An 18,589-nucleotide genomic window follows, 5' to 3' on the forward strand; every position below is an offset into this window, starting at 1 on the left:
GGCCGGAGTCCGTACGGTCAGTGGGCGAAGATCAGTTCGGCGGCGATCACCACGTCGACGACCCCGCACCACTCGGCGAAGGTGGGCGACACGATCCCGTCGAGCCTGCGCATCCGCAGGTGGACGAAGTCCCAGACGCCGTGGAACAGCCAGCCCGCCGCCACCAGATAGCGGCCCAGGTCCGGGTCGACCGCGAGCCCCGCCAGCGCGAGCCCGCAGAACAGGACCGCGCCCGCGCTCTGGAGCCCGAAGACCGCCGCGCCGTGCGGCGTGCCGCGGACGGTGCCCCACGCCAGCAGGCCCAGCGCGACCGCCACCAGGACGGTCGACGGCGCCACCACCCCGGCCGTCCGCAGCGCGACCATCGCCGCGATGCCGGCGCCCAGCGTCGGCCAGGTCCAGCGCGGGCGGCCGGCCTGGGTGACGACCAGGTACAGCAGCGGCAGCAGGGGCAGCGCCTCGCCGAAGGCGTCGACCGCGCCCGCGGGGTCGCCGTCGCCGCCGGCGACCAGGCCCGGCACCGTCAGGGCGAGCGCCAGCGCCGTCGGCCAGCGGCGCAGCAGCGCCCTTGCGGGACGGGGTCGGGCGGGAGACGGCACGTCGGGTCGGGCGGGGGTCTTCCGGTGCGTCGTGACGGTCATGAGGACTCCTCGGTACGCGAAGGGGGCTGGGGAGGGATCAGGCGCCGTACTCGGCGCGGCGGCGCAGCATGACCAGCAGCATCAGCGGCAGCATCGCCAGGTGCTCCAGCACCGTCAGCGAGTCCGGCGTCACCGCCCCCAGCCACAGCAGCGGGAACAGCACGGCCGCGGGGGCGAACATCGCGCCGCACATCTCCGCCGTGCTCCGCGGGCCGTGGCCGCGGCGGCGCATCCACAGCGCCATGCCGGCCGACATGGTGAACGCCATCTCCAGGCTTGCCAGTTCGGGGTGGCGGGCCGCCGACAGCTCGAAGCCGGCGAGCGACAGCCCGCCGCGGACCACCGCGCCGAGCACGAGCATGCCGGCGACCATCGCCACCACCATCTCCACGTAGTGGCGCGCGAAGTGCCACCAGCCGTGGCCGTGGTGCGCCGCGGGGCGGGCGGCGGCGGGGGACGTACGCGGGGCTGCGGTCTCGCTGGGTGTCTGCACGGCGGTCTCCTCCGATACGGGGCCGGGGTATCCCGGCGCCCGTCCAGACTGCGCCCGCGGCGGGGCCCGCCAGTAGTGCCGAAGCCGCACGTCCGCGCGTGCCGGTGTCACGTCCCGGCATGACATCCGTCATGCGGGTACGGGCCGTACGACACGGGCCGCGGGCGCGCCCCTGCTGCCACAATGTCGGCGTGCGCGACGGGGAGAGCGAACGCGGGACCGGGCTGACCGGCTTCCGCCGGTACACGTGGTGGGCGGTGCCCGGCACGGCGGTGCTGTGCCTGCTGCCGCTGTACGGCGGCTGGCTGCTGGACGGCGACGTCCCGGCGTGGGCCCGTGCCCCGGCGGTCGCGGCGCTCGCCGTCGCGGCGGTGGCCAGCGCGGTGCTGCTGAGCGCCCGGCTGGCGCCGCCGGACCCGGACGGCCCCGGCCCCGTACGCCCGCCGCGCGGCTGGCTGTTCGCCGCGGTCGCCGCCACCGCGGTGCTCGCCATCCTGCCGCTGCTGCGGCAGAACTACGGGCTGTGGGGCCTGGCCCCGGCCGTCACGGTGGCGATCGGCGCCACGTACCTGACCGGCCGCCGCCGGCTGCTGCTCGTCGCCGGAGCCGTCGTGCTGGCCACGCTGCCCGGCGGCGCGGTCAGCCTCGCCGCCGGCGACGGGGAGTTCGCGTACGCCGCGCTCTTCCCTGCGGGGCTGATCGCGTTCACCGTCTGGATACTGCTCGGGCCGCTGTGGGCGTGGGACGTCGCCGGGCGGCTGGACCGGGCGCGGCGGCTGGAGGCGGAGGTCGCGGTCAAGGACGAGCGGCTGCGGTTCGCCGCCGACCTGCACGACATCCAGGGCCACCACCTCCAGGTCATCGCGCTCAAGAGCGAGCTGGCCGCCCGGCTCGCCGAGCGCGACCCGGCGCGCGCCGCCGCCGAGATGCGCGACGTACGGCAGTTGTCCGCAGACGCGCTGCGCGACACCCGCGCCGTGGTGCACGGCTACCGCCGCACCACGCTGGACGACGAGATCGCCAACGCCACCCGGTGCTCGCCGCGGCCGACATCGACGCCCGGATGACGCTCGACCCCGCGGCCGTCGCCGCCGGCCGCGCCGCACCGGCGCGGCATCTGCTGGGGCTGGTGGTGCGCGAGGCCACGACCAACGTGCTCCGGCACAGCAGCGCCCGGCGCGCCGACGTCGACTACCGCCTCACCGGCGGGCTGGCGCGGCTGCGGTTCAGCAACGACGGCGCAGGCGCACCGGATAGGTCCGCCCCTTCCGCCCGTACGCCCACGGCCCCCGCCGCGGACACTCCCGCCCCGGACGCCGCGGCCCCCGACGCCGCCGGCTCCGGCCTGCCCGGTCTCGCCGAGCGGTTGCGCGACGCCGGCGGCGAGCTGACCTGGGGCCGGGACGGCGACCGCTTCGAGGTCGTCGCCTCGCTGCCGGGCCCGGGGAACGGGGCCGCGCGGTGATCCGCCTGCTCCTCGCCGACGACGAGGACCTGCTCAGGAGCGCGCTCGCCGCGCTGCTCGCGCTGGAGGACGACCTCGACGTGGTCGCCGAGGCGGCCACCGCCACCGACGCGGTGCTGCTCGCCCGCGAGCACCGCCCGGACATCGCCGTGCTCGACCTGGAGATGCCGCCCACCGACGGGCTGCGGGCCGCCGAGGAGATCCGCGCGGAACTGCCCACCCAGGTCGTCATGGTCACCCGGCACGCCCGGCCCGCCGTGCTGCGCCGCGCGCTGGCCGCGGGCGTACGCGGCTTCGTGCCCAAGACGACGCCCGCGGCCCGGCTCGCGCAGATCGTCCGGGACGTCGCCGCCGGCCGCCGCTACGTCGACCCGGACATCGCCGCCGCCGCGCTGACCGAGGACGACTGCCCGCTCAGCGACCGCGAGCTGGAGGTGCTGCGCGCGGCCCGTACCGGCGCGTCGGTGGCGGAGATCGCCGCCGAGGTGCACCTCGCGCCCGGCACCGTACGCAACTACCTCTCCGCCGCGATGGCCAAGCTCGGCGCGTCCTCGCGGCACGCCGCTGCCCACCGCGCCTGGCAGCAGGGCTGGATCTGAGCGGAGGGCGGCGGCGCCCCGACGGCCCCTGTCCGCGGGCGGGCCGAGGGCGGCAGCGGGTCAAGGGACGGTAAAATTTAGGGGGATTGGTCCAGTCCTTTGCGCCCTGCCGGAGCGTGGCGGAGTCGTCCGGCCGCCTCGATTGGTACGGTCCGGCGCTCCCACCCGTCACGTTGACATGTCCGCGACGCGGGGCTGTCTTAGAGGTCTATACCGCACGATTCGCGTCCGACCACCCGAGCACGCGGACGACCCGGCGCGCGGGTGGACGCCGTCTTCCCGACAAGGAGAGCCGTGTCCCTGGAGAGAGCCGCACCCTTACGCCTCAGATCCTTTCCCGTGTCCCGGCGCCTGCTCGCCGTTCTCGCCGTGCTGGCGCTGGCGCTCACCGGACTCACCACCCTCGCCCCGCCCGCGAGCGCCCAGGCCGGGCTGACCGCGACGTTCAGCAGCTCCGGCAGCGGCTCGTCGTGGACGGGCAAGTTCGTGGTCGCCAACGCCGGCACCGCCGCGGTGGAGAACTGGTCGCTGGAGTTCGACCTGCCGGCCGGCGTGTCGATCAGCAACCACACCCACGGCACCGCGCAGGTCAACGGCCGCCACGTGACCGTCACGCCCGCGTACTACAACGCCCGCGTGCCGGCCGGCCGCAACACCGAGCCGTACAGCTACACCTTCACCGGCAGCGGCCCGATGACCGCGCCGACCGGCTGCCTCATCAACGGCGACAAGTGCGACGGCAGCCCGGCGGTGCCCCCGCAGGCCCCGGGCGGCGTGAGCGTCGCCGACACCACCGCCCGTACGGTGACGCTGAAGTGGAACGCGGCGACCCAGGGCGACTTCCCCGTGACCTCGTACGAGGTCCTGCGCGGCGGCGCCGTCGTGGCGGCCAGCGCCACCACCCAGGCCACCGTCCGCGACCTGACCCCAGCCACCTCCTACCAGTTCACCGTCCGGGCCAAGGACTCCCGCGGCAACGAGGGCCCGCCCAGCGCCCCCGTGACCGCGACGACCGTGGACCCGGCCACCGACACGGTGCCGCCCACGGCGCCGGGCAACCTGCGGTCCACGGCCGTGACGTCCAGCACCGTGGCGCTGAGGTGGGACGCCGCGACCGACGACAAGCGCGTCGCCGCCTACGACGTCTACCGCGGCACCGCACTCGTGGCCAGCGTGCCCGCCGACACCCTGACCACCACGCTGACGGGGCTGACACCCGCGACCCGGTACGCCTTCACGGTCAAGGCGCGCGACTCCGCCGACAACCCCTCGCCCGCCAGCAACACCCTGACGGTGACCACCGACGAGGCCGTCGGCCAGGGCGGCTACGCCAAGGTCGGCTACTTCGTGCAGTGGGGCATCTACGGCCGCCAGTACTTCGTGAAGGACCTCGACACCTCCGGCGCCGCCGCGAAGATGGACGTCATCAACTACGCCTTCGCCAACATCGACCCGCAGAACCTCACCTGCCTCAACGGCGTCACCAAGGGCACCACGCCGAACCCCCAGGACCCCAACCAGGGCGACGGCGCCGGCGACGCCGAGGCCGACTACGGCCGGGCCTTCTCCGCCGCCCAGTCGGTCGACGGCGTGGCCGACGACGGCTGGGGCAAGCTGCGCGGCAACTTCAACCAGCTCAAGAAGCTCAAGGCCAAGCACCCGCACCTGAAGATCCTCATCTCGCTGGGCGGCTGGACCTACTCCAAGTACTTCTCCGACGCCGCGAAGACGCCCGCGTCCCGGGAGAAGTTCGTCAAGTCCTGCATCGACATGTACATCAAGGGCGACCTGCCCGCGTACAACGGCGCCGGCGGGCCCGGCGTGGCCGCCGGCATCTTCGACGGCATCGACCTGGACTGGGAGTGGCCCGGCTCGCCCGACGGGCACCCGGGCAACCACTGGTCCCCCGAGGACAAGGCCAACAACACCGCGCTGATCGCCGAGTTCCGGCGGCAGCTCGACGCGCTGGGCGGCGACCACAAGCTGCTGACCGCCTTCACCCCCGCCGACCCCAAGAAGATCGACGCCGGCTGGGACCTGAAGGAGATCTTCACGTACATGGACTTCGCCAACGTCCAGGGCTACGACTTCCACGGTTCCGGCAGCGACAACTCGTGGGAGCCCAACCGCACCGGCCACCAGGCCAACCTGTACCCGGACGCGCAGTCGCCGTACCCGAACGACTTCAGCATCGACGGCGCCGTGCAGCACTACCTCGACGCGGGCGTCAGCCCGCGCAAGCTGACCATCGGCTTCCCGTTCTACGGGCGCGGCTGGCAGCAGGTGGCCGCCGGCGGCGCCAACGGCGAGTGGCAGAGCGCCAACGGGGCCGCGCCCGGCCAGTTCCAGGAGGAGGCAGGCACCCGCGGCTACGACAACCTGCTCGCCATGGTGCCGGGCATGACCGTGCACCACGACACCCAGTCGGTGGCCACGTACGGGTACACCGGGGCGAACGGCCAGTGGTGGTCCTTCGACGACACCTGGGCGATCGACCAGAAGACCGCGTACATCAGACAGAAGGGGCTGCTCGGCGGGATGGTCTGGGAGATGTCCGGAGACCTGCCGAACGGCACCTTGTTCAACGCGCTGGATCGCGGACTCCCGTAAACAGCGGACTCCCGTAGGGCAGGGAGGGGCCGTACGGTCCGCCACCGACCGTACGGGCCGGGCCCGGCCGCGGCCTTGCGGCCGGGCCCAACCGTCCCCGCCCGCGGCGCGCCGTCCCGGCGCCGCGGGCGCCGGCGCCTCCGGCGTGCGGGGGCGGTCGGTGCGTGCGGCCGCGTCAGAGGGTGTCAGGGGGCGTCAGGGGGTGAGCAGCGCGCAGTGGCGGCAGGCGCGGGCGGAGGCCGCGAGCCGGGTGTGCGCGACGAGGGTGAGCGTGCCGGCCAGCGCGCTCGCCGGCCAGTCCTGCGCCAGCACCGCGCCCGCGCCCAGCGTGAGCGCGCTGACCGCGAACGCCACGGCCGCGGTGGTGCCGGTCCACGCCACCACGAGGGGCAGTTGCCGCGGGGTGGCCAGCCGGCGGGAGACCGCGCCGGTGGCGGCCAGCGACCCGGCGGCGAGCAGCGCGGCCACGGCGGCGAGGCCGCCGAGGTTGGCCGCGAGCACGTGCACGGCGCCGGGCAGCCGGCCGCCGGCGTCCTCGGCGGTGGCCCCGACCAGATACCAGCAGGCCATCAGGAACGGGACGACGAGTGCCACGGCCCGGGCGGTCTGCCGGGCCTGGGCGATGGTCAGCTCGCGCTGGAACGCGGGGCCGACCTCCGCGACGGTGCCGAAGTCGCGCACCGCGCGGGCCGCGGCGGCGGTGCGGGAGGGCGCGCCGGCCTCGGCGTGCGCGTCGGCGGCGTCGGTGAGCCCGTCGCGTACCTCCGCCAGCATCCGGGACTTGACGCGGGCGGGCCCGGACAGCGCGGCGTCCAGGGCGGCGAGATGGTCCTCGATCGCGCTGCGTTCCCGGGCGCCGGAAGCCGCGCCGGACGGGCCGGACCCGTCGGACGCGCCTGCGGTGCCGGGGCCGGGGGCGCGGCGGTCGCCGGCCCTCATGTCGCCGGCCTCGGCGCCCGCCCCGGGTCCAGGACCGAGCCGATCGCGCTGGTGAACTCCCGCCAGGCGGTGCGCTCGTCGGCCAGCGCGCGCCGGCCGGCGTCGGTCAGCTCGTAGCAGCGCCGCCGCCGCTCGCCCACCGACTCCCAGTCGCTGCGCAGCAGGCCCGCACGCTCCAGCCGGTTCAGGGCCGGATAGACCGTGCCCGTTCGCAGCTCCAGCGCGCCCGCGCTGCGCTGCTGCACCGCGGTGATGATCGCGTACCCGTGCAGGGGGCCGTCCTCAAGCGCGGCGAGCAGCAGTCCGTCCAAGTGTCCGCGTACCGGATCGCCTCTCATGACGGCCAGCCTACCTCCTGCTGTTGGTGTGCTATGTATTGGTAGCCAACATATTCAAGTGCTTCAGGGAGGGTGCGGTGACGAAGTTCCTGCTGTCCGTACACGTGCTGGCGGCGATCCTGGCCGTCGGGCCGATCGCCGTGGCGGCCTCGGTGTTCCCCCGGATCGCGCGGGAGTCGGCCGCCGCCGACCCCGCGCACCGCGACGGCACCGCCGCGTTCCTGCACCGCATCTGCCGCGCGTACGCCGTCGTGGGCCTCGCCGTCCCCGCCTTCGGCGTGGCCACCGGCGCGCAGCTCGGGGTGCTGACCGACGCCTGGCTGCTCGCCTCGATCGTGCTGACCACGGGCGCGGCCTGCCTGCTCGCCCTCGCGATCCTCCCCGGACAGCAGCGCCTCCTCGCCGGGGCGAGCGGCGACGCTCCCGCCGCGGAGGGCGAGGGACTGCGCCCCGCGGCGAGCCGGCTGGCCATGCTCACCGGGGTCTTCAACCTGCTGTGGGCGGTCGTGGTCGTGCTGATGATCGTCCGCCCCGGCTCCACCACGGGGGCGTGAGCCGTGCGCGCGCTGCGGATCGCCGCCGCCGTCGAACTGGTCACGCTCGCGGCCCTGCTGGTCAACCTGCTCACCGTGCACACCGACGCCGTCGCCTCGCTCGGCGGCCCCGTCCACGGCACCGCCTACCTCGCGGTCATCGTCCTCACCTGGGCGACGACCCCGGTGAACACCACCCCCGGCACCCGGCCGCGGTCGGTCGTCCCCGGCGTCGGCGGCCTGCTGGTGCTGCGCCGGCTGCACCGGCCGGGCCGCGGGCGACCGCCGGTCACGTGACGGACCCGCCGAGCCGGGCGAGGTAGCGGCGGCGCCGGTCGGCGAAGCCGTGCGCCGTGAGGTCGGTGCTGTCGACGTACTGGTCCACGGACCCCACCGGCGGCAGCGCCGCCAGCTCCGGTTCTTCGACCGTGGCCAGCAGCGCGGCGCAGAACCGGTCGGCGCCCAGGACGAGGAACGGCCGCTCGAAGAACGGGCGCACCTCCGGCGCCAGCGGCTCCGTGAGCCCCAGGCCGTTGTGCATCCGGGCCGCCAGCTCGTACGCGGGCGACAGCCGCCGCTCCCGCTCCCGCCAGCCGCGCGCCGCCAGCGCGCCCGACAGCAGCGGCCCCAGCTCCGCCGCCTCCGGCAGCGCGGCGAAGGCGGTCCCCAGCCACTTGCCGTACGGCGGGTGGACCCGGTGCATCAGCAGACACAGCCGCATCAGCTCGCGCACCTGCCGGGCGGCGGTCACCGCGGAGCCCAGGTCGTCCCCGGCCTCGCCGCAGCGCCCGACGAACGGCTCCTCCTGGTGCAGCCGCTGCCACTGGCACGCCAGCACATAGCGCCACACCTGGTCCGGATAGCGCCCCAGCCCTTCCCGGTACGAGGTGAGCAGCCCGGCGCCGTCGTGGAACACCGCGCCGCCGGTCAGCTCCCGCAGCACCTGCCACGGCGCCGCCAGCCAACCGCCCACCGACAGCCCGCCGTCGGGCACCTCGCCCAACTGGTCCGCGAAGTGCGCGGTGACGTCGAGCACGTCGACCCAGTGCCGCGGCGGCGTACCCCCGGGGAACGCGAAGCGCACCGGGTACCCGCAAAACCGCTCCGGCAGCTCCCGGCCGAGCAGTTCGGCCAGCCCGGCGGCGTGCTCCCGGTGGCCGTCCGGCGCGAGGAAGACCTGGAGCCGCGGGCCCCAGGCGTGGTCCGTCGAGCGCGGGGTGTCGAAGCCCTGCACCTCCGAGCCCCAGCCCAGCAGCGCGGCGGCGTACGGCGTCCCGGCCAGGGCCGTGTCCAGGAGGGGGGCGACGACCTCGGCGTGGAAGTCCCGGGCCAGTGCGAGACCGGGGCGGAATGCGGTGCTCATCGCCGTCACCCTGGCAGACCCGGCGGCCCCCGGCCAACGTGTTTCCGCCACCGCGCCAGGCCGTCCTAGAGTGCCCGGATGATCCCCGACGAAGCCGCCGGCGAAGGCGGCAGCGTGGCCGAGACCGTACGCGGCCTCCAGGAGCGGGCCGCGCGGGCGCTGCCCGCTCAGCTCGTCGAGCACGCGGACGGCTGGTGGCTGCGGCACGACTCCGGCAGTTCGTGGTGGGTGGCCTCGGTCCTGCCGCACGGGTCTGCCGGGACGGCGGAACTGGCGCGCCGGGTGGTGCACGCCGAGGCGTTCTACGCCCGGCACGGTCGTACGGCGCGGTTCCAGATCACCCCGGCCGCCTGCCCCGCCGGGCTCGACGACCTGCTCGCCCGGCGCGGCTACCGCCGCGGGCACCCGGTGTCCCTCCAGGCCGCCGCGGTCGCCGAGGTGGAGGGGCGGCAGGCCGGGGACCGGCTGCGGGTACGTGTCGAAGACCGCCCGGACGGCGCGTGGTTCGACGTCTGGCACACCGTCCACGGCGCCGGTGCCGTGGACGGCGCCGCCGCCTGGGGGCTGCTCGACCGGGTCGCCGGCCCGTGCGCGTACGCCCGGGTCCTGGACGGCGGCGAGACGGTGGCCGTGGGCCGCGCGGTCGCCGACACCGGCTGGGCCGGCGTCTTCGCCATGGCCACGCTGCCCGCCGCGCGGGGGAGGGGCGCCGGCGGGCGGGTGCTCGGCGCCCTGGCGGGGTGGGCCGGGGCGCACGGCGCGGATCACCTCTACCTCCAGGTGGAGCGCGACAACCCGGCGGCCCTGCGGCTGTACGGCTGCGCCGGCTTCCGCGAGCTGTGCGCGTACCACTACCGCACCGCCGCGGCAAAGCCGTGATCCGGCCGTGCCGCGACTCGCCCGACGGGCACCGCATCGCCTGACAGCGGGCGGGACGGCACTGGACAATGGGGCCGGTGGTGTCAGGCAGCGCGACGAAGGAGCCGGCGATGAGCAGCAACGGGAGTGACGGGACGGGTCAGGGCAACACGGAGTACGGCAGGAAGCGCTTCAAGCGCTCCCGCAGCCACTTCGCCGACCGGATCACCGCGGCCGGCGAGGACGGCTGGCCCGTCGAGGCCGGGCGCTACCGGCTCGTGGTCAACCGCGCCTGCCCCTGGGCCAACCGCACGCTGATCTCCCGGCGGCTGCTCGGCCTGGAGCCCGCGATCTCCGTCGGCGTCACCGACCCGATCCAGGACGACCGGAGCTGGCGCTTCACGCTCGACCCCGACGACCGCGACCCGGTGCTGGGCATCCGCTTCCTCAGCGAGGCGTACGACGCGCGCGAGACCGGCTACCCCGGCGGCGTCAGCGTGCCCGCGATCGTCGACGTGCCCAGCGGCAAGCTCGTCACCAACGACTTCCAGCAGATCACCCTGGACTTCGCCACCGAGTGGACCGCGCTGCACCGCGACGGCGCGCCCGACCTCTACCCCGAGGGGCTGCGCGACGAGATCGACGAGGTGATGGACGGCGTCTACCGCAACGTCAACAACGGCGTCTACCGGGCCGGCTTCGCCACCGGCCAGGACGAGTACGAGGCCGCGTACCACGACGTGTTCCGGCAACTGGACGAGCTGTCCGCGCGGCTGTCCGACCGCCGCTACCTCGTCGGCGACACCCTCACCGAGGCCGACATCCGGCTGTTCACCACCCTGGTCCGCTTCGACCCCGTCTACCAGGGCCACTTCAAGTGCAACCGCAACAAGATCGCGGAGGACCCGGTGCTGTGGGCGTACGTCCGCGACCTGTACCAGACGCCGGGCTTCGGCGACACGGTCGACTTCGACCACATCAAGCGCCACTACTACGAGGTCCACACGGGCATCAACCCGACCGGGATCGTCCCCGCCGGGCCCGACCTGTCCGGCTGGCTGACCCCGCACCACCGCGAGCAGTTGGGCGGGCGTCCGTTCGGCGACGGCACCCCGCCGGGCCCGCCGCCCGAGGCGGAGCGCATCCCCGCCGCCGGCCGCCCCTGACCCCGGGCCCCTGATCCGGGGCGGGCGCTCGGCCCGGCCCGGACGGACGACCCGCCCGGCCGGGACGGGCCGTGACCGGCCCTCTCGGCAGCCGCGCCATCGGCCCGCCCGGGAAATGACGTTGGCGGCCCCGGGCCGCCTCCGCCATCCTGGGGCGCATGAGATTCCGGCTGGCGGACGGCGTGGTGACCACGGGGCAGGCGGTGTGGACCGCCCGCTCCGGCGTGCCCGCACGCCTCGCGGCGCAGGCCGACGCGCCCGCGGGCGCGCCCGTCGCGCTCGGCCCGCCGGAGGCGGGCGAGGAGCCGGCCGGGGCCGCGCTCGCCGGGCTGGACCGGCTGGTCGCGGCCGGCGGCGCCGTCGCCGCCGGCGCGGGCGTCGACCTCGGCGGCGGCTTCCGCTCCGCGCGGCTCGCGGGCGCCCGCGGCGAGAAGCGTGACGCGGTCCTCGCCGCACTGCGCGCGCTCGGCCCCGCGGACGCCGGGCGGCTCGGCGACCGGGCCGGCACCATGGTGGCGCTCTTCGGCCCCGCCGCGACCAAGCGCGTCGGCGCCGCCGCCGCGCGGGCCGTGGCGGAGGAGCGCTGGGGCACCGTACGGCTCGCGTCCGCCGCCAGCGACGTGCTGGGCCCCGAGCAGATCGAGCGGATCCTCGCCCTGACGGCCCCCGACGGCGTCGACCCCGTCGACGGCGGCACCCCCTCCGTGCTCGCCGGGCACCTCGACCGCGTCCTCGCGCCGCTGCCCCGGCCCCGCCGCCCGGCGCTGCTGACCGACCTGTGGGACCGGGTGCTCGACGGCCACGCCCGGCAGGTGCGCCGCGAGCGGCTGCTCGCCACCCAGGCCCGCCAGGACCGGGTGGCCGAACTCACCGCCCGGCGCGCGAGGTTCGAGGAGGAGGTCGTGCTCCACCGGCTGCCGTCCGACACGCGGACCGGCCGGACACCGCTGCTGGAGGCGGCGCGGTGGACGCCGACCGACGGCTACTGGCGCGGCGTGCTGTACCGGATCGTCGAGGACGCCCAGGCCGCCACCGTGCTGCTGCGTACCGCCGTCGCCGTGAGCGACCACGGCCCGGCCGTCGGACTCGCGCGCATGGAGCCGCAGTTGGCCGCCGCCCTCGCGGCCACCGGCGACGCCGCCGCGGCCCGCGCCGCCCGCCGCGTCCCGGGCCTGACCGGCCTGCCCGCCCGGCCCGCGAGCCACGTTCGTGAACTGCGCCGGCAGCTCCTCAAGCACGGCCCGGGGAACGTCCCGTACGAGACGCAGGTGCGCCCGCGCCTGGCGCGCGCCCGCGACTACGCGCTGGTGGCCGTCGCGGAGTGCGGCCGGCTGCTCCGCGGGGAACCGGCCGTCCCCGAGGACGCGCTGCACGCGTGGGCTTCGGACGGCCTGGAGGTCTGGCGGCGCCACACCGGCTACACCCCCGTCCGCCCGCCCGAGGAGTGGTCCGAGATCCCGCCGTGGGTACGCGACCGCTTCGGCACCGCGGACTCCCTCGCCGACCGGTTGCGCGAGCGCCGCGAGAAGGGCGAGCCGGCCGCGCCCCACGATGTCGAGGTGCTGGGCGACCTGCTCTGGTACGCGGACCTGGCCGACGCGCTCGCGCAGGTGCACGGACACGAGGCCGCCGCCGTCGCCGCGCGCGGGGACGCCCTCGGCCTGGACCACGACCCGCCGCCGGCCGTCGAGCCGCTGGTGCCGCGGCTCGACTCGGTGGGTCTCGCGGTCTCCGGCGCCGCGCAGCTCGTCGCCCTCGGCGGCACGCCGGGCAAGGGCGTGAAGACCTGGGCGGGGCTGGTCGACAGCCTGCGCGCCGACATCGACGTGGCCGAGGCGCTGAGCGGCGAGTTCCCCGTACCGCCGCCGCTGGCCGCGGTCGACGCCGCGCTCGTGCCCGGCACCCGCGTCCGCTTCCGGCTGGCCCGCAGCGCCCGCACGCTCGCCGGGTGGGCCGACTACATGGGCAACTGCATCGCCACCCCGTACTACGTGGACGCCGCGCTGAAGGGCCGCAGCGCCCTGGCCGCGCTCCACGACGACAAGGGCCGCATCCTCGCCAACGCCGAGCTGCGCCCGGCCCGCCCCGCCGAGCGCGGCTGGCTGGTCGGCGAGCTGGCCGGCCGCTTCAACGGCGCCCCCGACCCGGTGCTGGAGGAGCGCTTCCGCCGCTGGGTCGCCACCCTGCCCGGCGCCCGGCCGCCGGAGCCGGGCGCGCCGCCGGCCGCCGACGAGGCACCGGCCGGTCCCGCGCGCCGGCGGCGGGCGGCGCCGCGGCTCGTCGCGGACGCCGGGCCCGAGCTGGCCCGGCTCGCGGAGCGGGCGTGGGCGGAGCAGGTCACGGGCCGGACGGCCGCGGTCTACACCGCGCTGGCCGCCACGCTGCCCGACGCCCCGGCCGCCGCCGGCCGCGAGACCCGTACGGCGGCGACCGGCACCCGCCGCCCCGCCGCCACCACGGCCGTGGCCGCCCTGACCCGGCTGCGCCGGCTCGGCCCCGCGTCGCTGGCCCACGCCTGCCGCCGGGTCCTTGACGACGGCACCGCCACCCCGGCGGCCCTCTGGACCGCCACCGGCGTACGCCCGCTGACCGCCGCGGTCGCGGAGCTGGCCCCGGCGCTGCGCGACCGCTTCGAGCAGCTCGAACTCCTCGACGGCGCGGGCCCGCTGCCCAGGGCGCTGCGCGCGCTGGTCCGGCGCCCCGCGGTGGCACCCGCGTACGCGATCGGGCTCATGGGCGTGCGCGTCCGGGCGGCCCTCGGGCACCTGCTGTACGAGGACGACGCCGCCCTGGCCCGCGTGGTCTCCCGCCGCCCGCCGGCCCCGCTGCTGTGCGCCGCGGCCGTCGCCGTCACCTGCCGGGTGCCCGCGATACCCCTGGCCGCCGTCGCCGAGCCCCGCGCCGTCACCGTGCCGGGCTTCCCGGCGACCGGCCTGGACGACCCCGAGGGCCCCTGGCAGCGCGCCTTCCCCGCGGCCCGCGAACTGGGCGCGGACACCGCCGCGTTCTGGGACGGGGTCGCGGCCGGCGGGCTGCGGGCGCCCGCCTCGTGGCTCGGCTCCGGCGGCTGGCCCGCCCTGTGGGCCCGCGCCCACCGCTGACGCTGCCGGCCCCCGAGCCTCGCCGCCCGGCGCGCCCCGTACCTCAGGACAACTGCCCCGCCGGGCGCGCTTCCTGCTCCGGCTCCGCCCGGGGCTCCGGCGCGGCACCGGCACCGGCGCCGGCCTGCCCGCGCGGCAGGGCCAGCGCCGCCAGGACCGCCGGCAGCAGGGCGACCGCCAGCACGAACGTCGCGTCCCGCATCCCGCCGGCCGTCGCCTCCCGCAGCGCCTGCCCGGCCAACCCGTCCACGCCCCGGTTCGCCACGGCGACGAGCACGGCGATGCCGGTGGCCGTGCCGATCTGGAGCGCGGTGGACGCCACCCCCGAGGCGAGGCCCTGCTCCTTCTCGGCGACACCGGTGCCGGCGGCGATCCACATGCACTCGTACGTGACGCCCATGCCCAGGCCGACGACCACGATCCCGGCCAGCACGCTGAGGAACGACCCGTCCGCCCGGAAGCCGGGTGCCAGCAGCGCCGCGCCCGCGGCGTTGAGCACGATGCCGCCGGCCAGCGATGCACGGTTGCCGAAGCGGTGGACCAGCCTCTCGCTCAGGGCGTTGCCCGCGGTGATGGCCAGGGTGGGGCCGAGGAACGCGAGCCCGGTCTCCAGCGCGCTGAAGCCCAGCACGCTCTGGAAGTGGATCGTCAGGAAGTACGGCACCGCCTGGGTGGTGAACCCGAAGAGCAGGATCACGACGGTCGCCGCGCTCAGCGCCCGGTTGCGGAAGAGCCGCAGCGGCATCAGCGGGTTGCGCCCGCGCGCCTGGGTGCGCAGGAACGCGGCCAGCAGCAGCGGCGCGAGCACGGCTGCGGCCACCACCTCGCCCGCCGTCCAGCCCGCCTCGGAGCCGTGCGCGACGGCGAAGATCAGCAGGGTCACCCCCGCGGTGCCGGTCAGCGTGCCCGGCACGTCGATGCCGCCGCGTGTGGCGGGGCCGTCGGCGGGCAGCAGGGCGAACGCCGCCGCCGCGCCCAGCGCGGCCATCGGGACGTTGACGAAGAAGACGGCCTCCCAGCCGAACGCCTGGGTCAGCACCCCGCCGGCCAGCGAGCCGACGGTGAGCCCGCCGGCGCCCGCCATCGCCCAGATCGTCAGCGCGCGGGTACGTTCCCTGCCCTCGGCGAACGCGGTGTTGACCAGCGCCAGCACCGCGGGGAACAGCACCGCGCCGCCCAGCCCCTGGAGCCCGCGGGCGGCGAGCAGCATGCCCGGGGCGGTGGCCAGGCCGCCGAGAACGGACGCCACGCCGTACAGCGCCATGCCCGTGACGAACATCCGGCGCCGCCCGAGGAGGTCGGAGAGCCGGCCGCCGAGCAGCAGGAAGCCGCCGTAGAGGACCGCGTAGACGCTGACCACCCACTGCTGGGTGTGCGCGGTGAAGCCGACGTCGGCCGCGATGTGCGGCAGCGCCACGAAGACGATGGTGAGGTCGAGGCTGATGACGAGGTGCCCGAGCGCCAGCAGGGCCAGGCTCAGGGCCGGTCGCCGGAGGCGGGCGGGGGAGGGTGCGTACGACATCGGTGTGCTCCGTCGCGGTGTGGTCCGGCGCAGCCGCACATCCCCGCCGCGCGGCGGGCTGCGCGGTCGCCGGTGCGGTGTCCGTGACGCTAGGCCGGGGGGTCTACGTATCCGCATCCGCAAGACTTCGGAATGACTCCGCGGGACGTGCGCGTTGTGGGCTTACGGACCGGGGAGGACACGGCGTGCTGCTGGGAAGATCCGCCGCGCAGGCGGAGCTGAAGGACCTGCTCGCGGGTGCCGGGGGCGGCCGCAGCGGTGCGCTCGTGCTGCGCGGGGAGGCCGGGATCGGCAAGTCCGCGCTGCTCGGCTGGACCGCGCGGGAGGCGTCCGGGCTCGGTCTGCCGGTGCTGCGCGTGACCGGCTCCGAGCGGGAGGCCGAGCTGGCCTTCGCGGGGCTGGTGCAACTGCTGTGGCCGGTGCGGGACCGCGTCGGCGCCCTGCCGGAACCGCAGCGCGCCGCGCTGCGCGCGGTGCTGGACGCCGGCCAGGAGCGCGGCCCCGACCGGTTCCTGACCGGGCTCGCCGTCCTCACGCTGCTGGCCGACCTGGCCGGGCGCGGCCCGCTGCTCTGCCTCGTCGACGACGCCCAGTGGATCGACCGCTCGTCCGCGGAGGCGCTGCTCTTCGCCGCCAGGCGGCTGGCCGCCGAGGGCGTCGCGATGGTGTTCGCCGTACGCGACGAAGCGCTCGCCGACCACGGGCTGGCCGAGCTGCGGCTGCCGCGGCTCGGCGCCCGGGACGCCGCCGACCTGCTCGCGGACCGCGGGTTCGACCCGGAGGTGCGTGAGCGGATCGTCGCCGAGTCGGCGGGGAACCCGCTGGCCGTGCTGGAGTTCGCCGCCGCGGCCCAGGCCGCCGGGCCGGGCGCCGGGCCCGGCGGCCCGCCCGGCGGGCGGGAGCCGCTGCCGGTCGCCGACCGGGTGCTCGCCGCGTTCCGGGCCCGGATCGACGGCCTGCCGGAACGGGCCCGGCTGATGGCCGTACTCGCCGCCGCCGAAGGTCGCGGCGATCTGCCGCTGCTGCTGCAAGCCGCGCAGGCCCTCGGGACCGGCCTCGACGAACTCGACCGCTCCGGGCTGCTGCACACCACCGGTGCAACGGTCGGCTTCCGCCACCCGCTGATCGCCACCGCCGCCTACCGGGGCGCGCCGCTCGCCGCCCGGACCGCCGCCCACCGCGCGCTGGCCGACGCCACCGGCGACCCCGACTGCCGTGCGCACCACCTCTCGGCCGCCACCACGGCCCCGGACGCGGGCGCCGCCGCCGAGATCGCCGCGGCGGCCGAACGGGCCCGGCGCCGTACCGCGTACGCCGCCGCGGCCGGGCTGTTCCTGCGCGCGGCGCAGCTCGCCCCGGAGCGCCGCGACCGGGCGCCGCGGCTGGTCGCGGCGGTGAGCGCGGCGGCGGCTGCCGGACGGCTGGAGTGGGCCGCGGAGCTGGCGGAGCAGGCGGAGCCCGTCGCCGGGGACGGCGCCCTGCGCGCCGAACTCGCGCGGGTGCGGTCGGTGGTGGAGTTCGAGCGGGGCGCGCCCGGACGGGCCGCGGCCCTGCTGGTACGGGGCGCGGCCGGGGCGGCGGCCGACGACGCGGCGGCGATGCTGCGTACCGCGGCCGGCTTCGGGTGGTTCGCCGGCAGCCCGGAGCCGGTCGGCGTCGCCGCACGCCGGCTGCGGCAACTGGGCCGCCCCGACGAGGCGGTGGAGGCCATGGCCTGCCTGCTCGACGAGGACTACGCGCGCGGGGTGCCGCTGCTCGCGGGGTACGTCGCGCGGGTCCGGAGGGCCTCGCGGCAGGCCGCGTACGACACGGCGTACGACACGGCCGACGGCACCGAGTACGACACCGCGTACGACGGCGGGGGCGCCGCAGGGCAGGTCGACGGCGACGAGCGCATGCAGGCCCTCTACGGCGCCATCATCCTCGGCGACGACGAGGCCGCCCTGGACCTGGCCGCCGACGAGGCCGAGCGCTGCCGCGCGCAGGGGCTGATCGGCCGGCTGCCCAAGGTGCTCCAGGCGCAGGCCATGGCGCAGCGGCCCGCCGGGCAGCACCGCGCCGCGGCGGCCTCGGTGGCCGAGGCGGCGGCGATCGCCCGCGACACCGGGCTGAGCCGCAGGACCGGGGAGCTGGACGTGGTGCGCGCATGGCTGGCCGCGGCCGAGGGCGACGAGGCCCGCTGCGCCGAACTGGCCGCCCGGGCGTCCGACACCGGCCGGGTCGCCGCCGACTGCGCGCTGAGCATGCTCGACGTGAGCCGCGGCCGGCACGCCGCCGCGCTCGACCGGCTGGAGGCGGCCTGGCGCGGCCCCGGCCGGCACGCGACGGTGCTCATGGCCGCCACCGGCGACCTCGTCGAGGCCGCCGTACGGCTGGGCCGCCCGGAGCGCGCGCACGCGCCGCTCGACCGGTTCCGGCGCTGGGCCGAGGCCGGCGGCCGGCCCTGGGCGCTGGCGGTCGCCGCCCGCTGCGCCGCGCTGCTGGGCGGCGGCGAGGAGGCGTACCGGCGGGCCCTGCGGCTGCACGAGGACGGCGGCCGGCCCTTCGAACGCGCCCGCACCGAACTGCTCTACGGCGAGTGGCTGCGCCGCGAGCGCCGCCGCAGCGAGGCCCGCGCCCCGCTGCGCGCCGCGCTGGAGTCCTTCGAGCGGCTGGACGCCGGCCCGTGGGCCGAACGCGCCCGTGCGGAGCTGCGCGCCACCGGCACCGCCGTACGCGCCGCCCGGCCCGCCGCCCGCGCGCTGCCTGCCGACCGGCTCACGCCGCAGGAGCTCCAGGTGGCGCGGCTGGCGGCGCAGGGGCTGAGCAGCCGGCAGATCGGCGCGCGGCTCTTCCTGAGCCCGCGGACCGTCGAGCACCACCTGTACAAGGCGTACCCCAAGCTGGGCGTGAAGTCCCGGGTCGAGCTGGCCCGGCTGGAGTTCGAGGAGCCGGCGGACGGCTGAGCGGTCGGCGGCCCGC

General features: G+C 76.9%; 16 protein-coding genes. 10 read left to right on the forward strand and 6 right to left on the reverse strand.

Annotated elements, in window-relative coordinates:
• Positions 1 to 17: 17 nt before the first annotated feature.
• Both QBL21_RS16465 and QBL21_RS16470 read right to left on the reverse strand, forming a co-directional pair.
• Positions 18 to 641, reverse strand: a complete 624-nt coding sequence (locus QBL21_RS16465; RefSeq protein ID WP_407562947.1) for a hypothetical protein — start codon at positions 639 to 641, stop codon at positions 18 to 20.
• Between the two features lie 37 nt (positions 642 to 678).
• On the reverse strand, positions 679 to 1,134 hold the full coding sequence (locus QBL21_RS16470; RefSeq protein ID WP_407562948.1) for a hypothetical protein: 456 nt from the start codon (positions 1,132 to 1,134) through the stop codon (positions 679 to 681).
• Positions 1,135 to 1,325: 191 nt separating this feature from the next.
• On the opposite strand from QBL21_RS16470, the gene QBL21_RS16475 reads away from it, so the two are divergent.
• From QBL21_RS16475 to QBL21_RS16490, 4 genes are all read left to right on the forward strand, one after another.
• Positions 1,326 to 2,201: a sensor histidine kinase gene (locus QBL21_RS16475; protein ID WP_407562949.1), complete on the forward strand. Its 876-nt coding sequence runs from the start codon at positions 1,326 to 1,328 to the stop codon at positions 2,199 to 2,201.
• Entirely contained in the window at positions 2,198 to 2,599 is a 402-nt protein-coding gene (locus tag QBL21_RS16480; protein WP_407562950.1) for a hypothetical protein, read from the forward strand. The genes QBL21_RS16475 and QBL21_RS16480 overlap by 4 nt, the downstream gene beginning before the upstream one ends.
• The gene (locus QBL21_RS16485; protein ID WP_407562951.1) at positions 2,596 to 3,198 is read left to right on the forward strand and encodes a DNA-binding response regulator; all 603 of its coding nucleotides are present in this window, start codon (positions 2,596 to 2,598) and stop codon (positions 3,196 to 3,198) included. Before QBL21_RS16480 ends, QBL21_RS16485 begins: the two co-directional genes overlap by 4 nt.
• 294 nt (positions 3,199 to 3,492) lie before the next feature.
• The gene (locus tag QBL21_RS16490; protein WP_407562952.1) at positions 3,493 to 5,808 is read left to right on the forward strand and encodes a glycosyl hydrolase family 18 protein; all 2,316 of its coding nucleotides are present in this window, start codon (positions 3,493 to 3,495) and stop codon (positions 5,806 to 5,808) included.
• Positions 5,809 to 6,003: 195 nt separating this feature from the next.
• On the opposite strand, the gene QBL21_RS16495 is transcribed toward QBL21_RS16490, so the two are convergent.
• Both QBL21_RS16495 and QBL21_RS16500 read right to left on the reverse strand, forming a co-directional pair.
• Positions 6,004 to 6,747 carry a permease prefix domain 1-containing protein gene (locus QBL21_RS16495; RefSeq protein ID WP_407562953.1) on the reverse strand — a complete coding sequence of 248 codons (744 nt, stop codon included), beginning with the start codon at positions 6,745 to 6,747 and terminating at the stop codon, positions 6,004 to 6,006.
• On the reverse strand, positions 6,744 to 7,085 hold the full coding sequence (locus QBL21_RS16500; RefSeq protein ID WP_407562954.1) for a PadR family transcriptional regulator: 342 nt from the start codon (positions 7,083 to 7,085) through the stop codon (positions 6,744 to 6,746). The genes QBL21_RS16495 and QBL21_RS16500 overlap by 4 nt, the downstream gene beginning before the upstream one ends.
• 77 nt (positions 7,086 to 7,162) lie before the next feature.
• Between QBL21_RS16500 and QBL21_RS16505 the strand changes: the two genes are divergently transcribed.
• Together QBL21_RS16505 and QBL21_RS16510 are read left to right on the forward strand one after the other, a co-directional pair.
• On the forward strand, positions 7,163 to 7,639 hold the full coding sequence (locus QBL21_RS16505) for a DUF2269 family protein (RefSeq protein ID WP_407562955.1): 477 nt from the start codon (positions 7,163 to 7,165) through the stop codon (positions 7,637 to 7,639).
• Positions 7,640 to 7,642: 3 nt separating this feature from the next.
• Positions 7,643 to 7,915, forward strand: coding sequence for a hypothetical protein (locus tag QBL21_RS16510; protein WP_407562956.1), 273 nt, complete (start codon positions 7,643 to 7,645; stop codon positions 7,913 to 7,915).
• On the opposite strand, the gene QBL21_RS16515 is transcribed toward QBL21_RS16510, so the two are convergent.
• The gene (locus QBL21_RS16515; RefSeq protein ID WP_407562957.1) at positions 7,908 to 8,981 is read right to left on the reverse strand and encodes a DUF4037 domain-containing protein; all 1,074 of its coding nucleotides are present in this window, start codon (positions 8,979 to 8,981) and stop codon (positions 7,908 to 7,910) included. The two genes, QBL21_RS16510 and QBL21_RS16515, sit on opposite strands and share 8 nt — an antisense overlap.
• 78 nt (positions 8,982 to 9,059) lie before the next feature.
• On the opposite strand from QBL21_RS16515, the gene QBL21_RS16520 reads away from it, so the two are divergent.
• The 3 genes from QBL21_RS16520 (at position 9,060) to QBL21_RS16530 (ending at position 14,106) form a co-directional block, all read left to right on the forward strand.
• Positions 9,060 to 9,860, forward strand: a complete 801-nt coding sequence (locus tag QBL21_RS16520; protein ID WP_407562958.1) for a GNAT family N-acetyltransferase — start codon at positions 9,060 to 9,062, stop codon at positions 9,858 to 9,860.
• A gap of 110 nt (positions 9,861 to 9,970) precedes the next feature.
• Complete coding sequence (locus tag QBL21_RS16525) at positions 9,971 to 11,005, forward strand: glutathione S-transferase family protein (protein WP_407562959.1); 1,035 nt, start codon at positions 9,971 to 9,973, stop codon at positions 11,003 to 11,005.
• A gap of 158 nt (positions 11,006 to 11,163) precedes the next feature.
• Positions 11,164 to 14,106 carry a hypothetical protein gene (locus QBL21_RS16530; RefSeq protein WP_407562960.1) on the forward strand — a complete coding sequence of 981 codons (2,943 nt, stop codon included), beginning with the start codon at positions 11,164 to 11,166 and terminating at the stop codon, positions 14,104 to 14,106.
• A gap of 43 nt (positions 14,107 to 14,149) precedes the next feature.
• On the opposite strand, the gene QBL21_RS16535 is transcribed toward QBL21_RS16530, so the two are convergent.
• Entirely contained in the window at positions 14,150 to 15,628 is a 1,479-nt protein-coding gene (locus QBL21_RS16535) for an MFS transporter (protein ID WP_407562961.1), read from the reverse strand.
• A 185-nt stretch (positions 15,629 to 15,813) separates the two neighbouring features.
• On the opposite strand from QBL21_RS16535, the gene QBL21_RS16540 reads away from it, so the two are divergent.
• Entirely contained in the window at positions 15,814 to 18,573 is a 2,760-nt protein-coding gene (locus tag QBL21_RS16540; protein WP_407562962.1) for an ATP-binding protein, read from the forward strand.
• Positions 18,574 to 18,589: the final 16 nt, after the last annotated feature.

Origin of the sequence: Streptomyces sp. 184, assembly GCF_045781775.1 — a bacterium.
GTDB lineage: Bacteria > Actinomycetota > Actinomycetes > Streptomycetales > Streptomycetaceae > Streptomyces.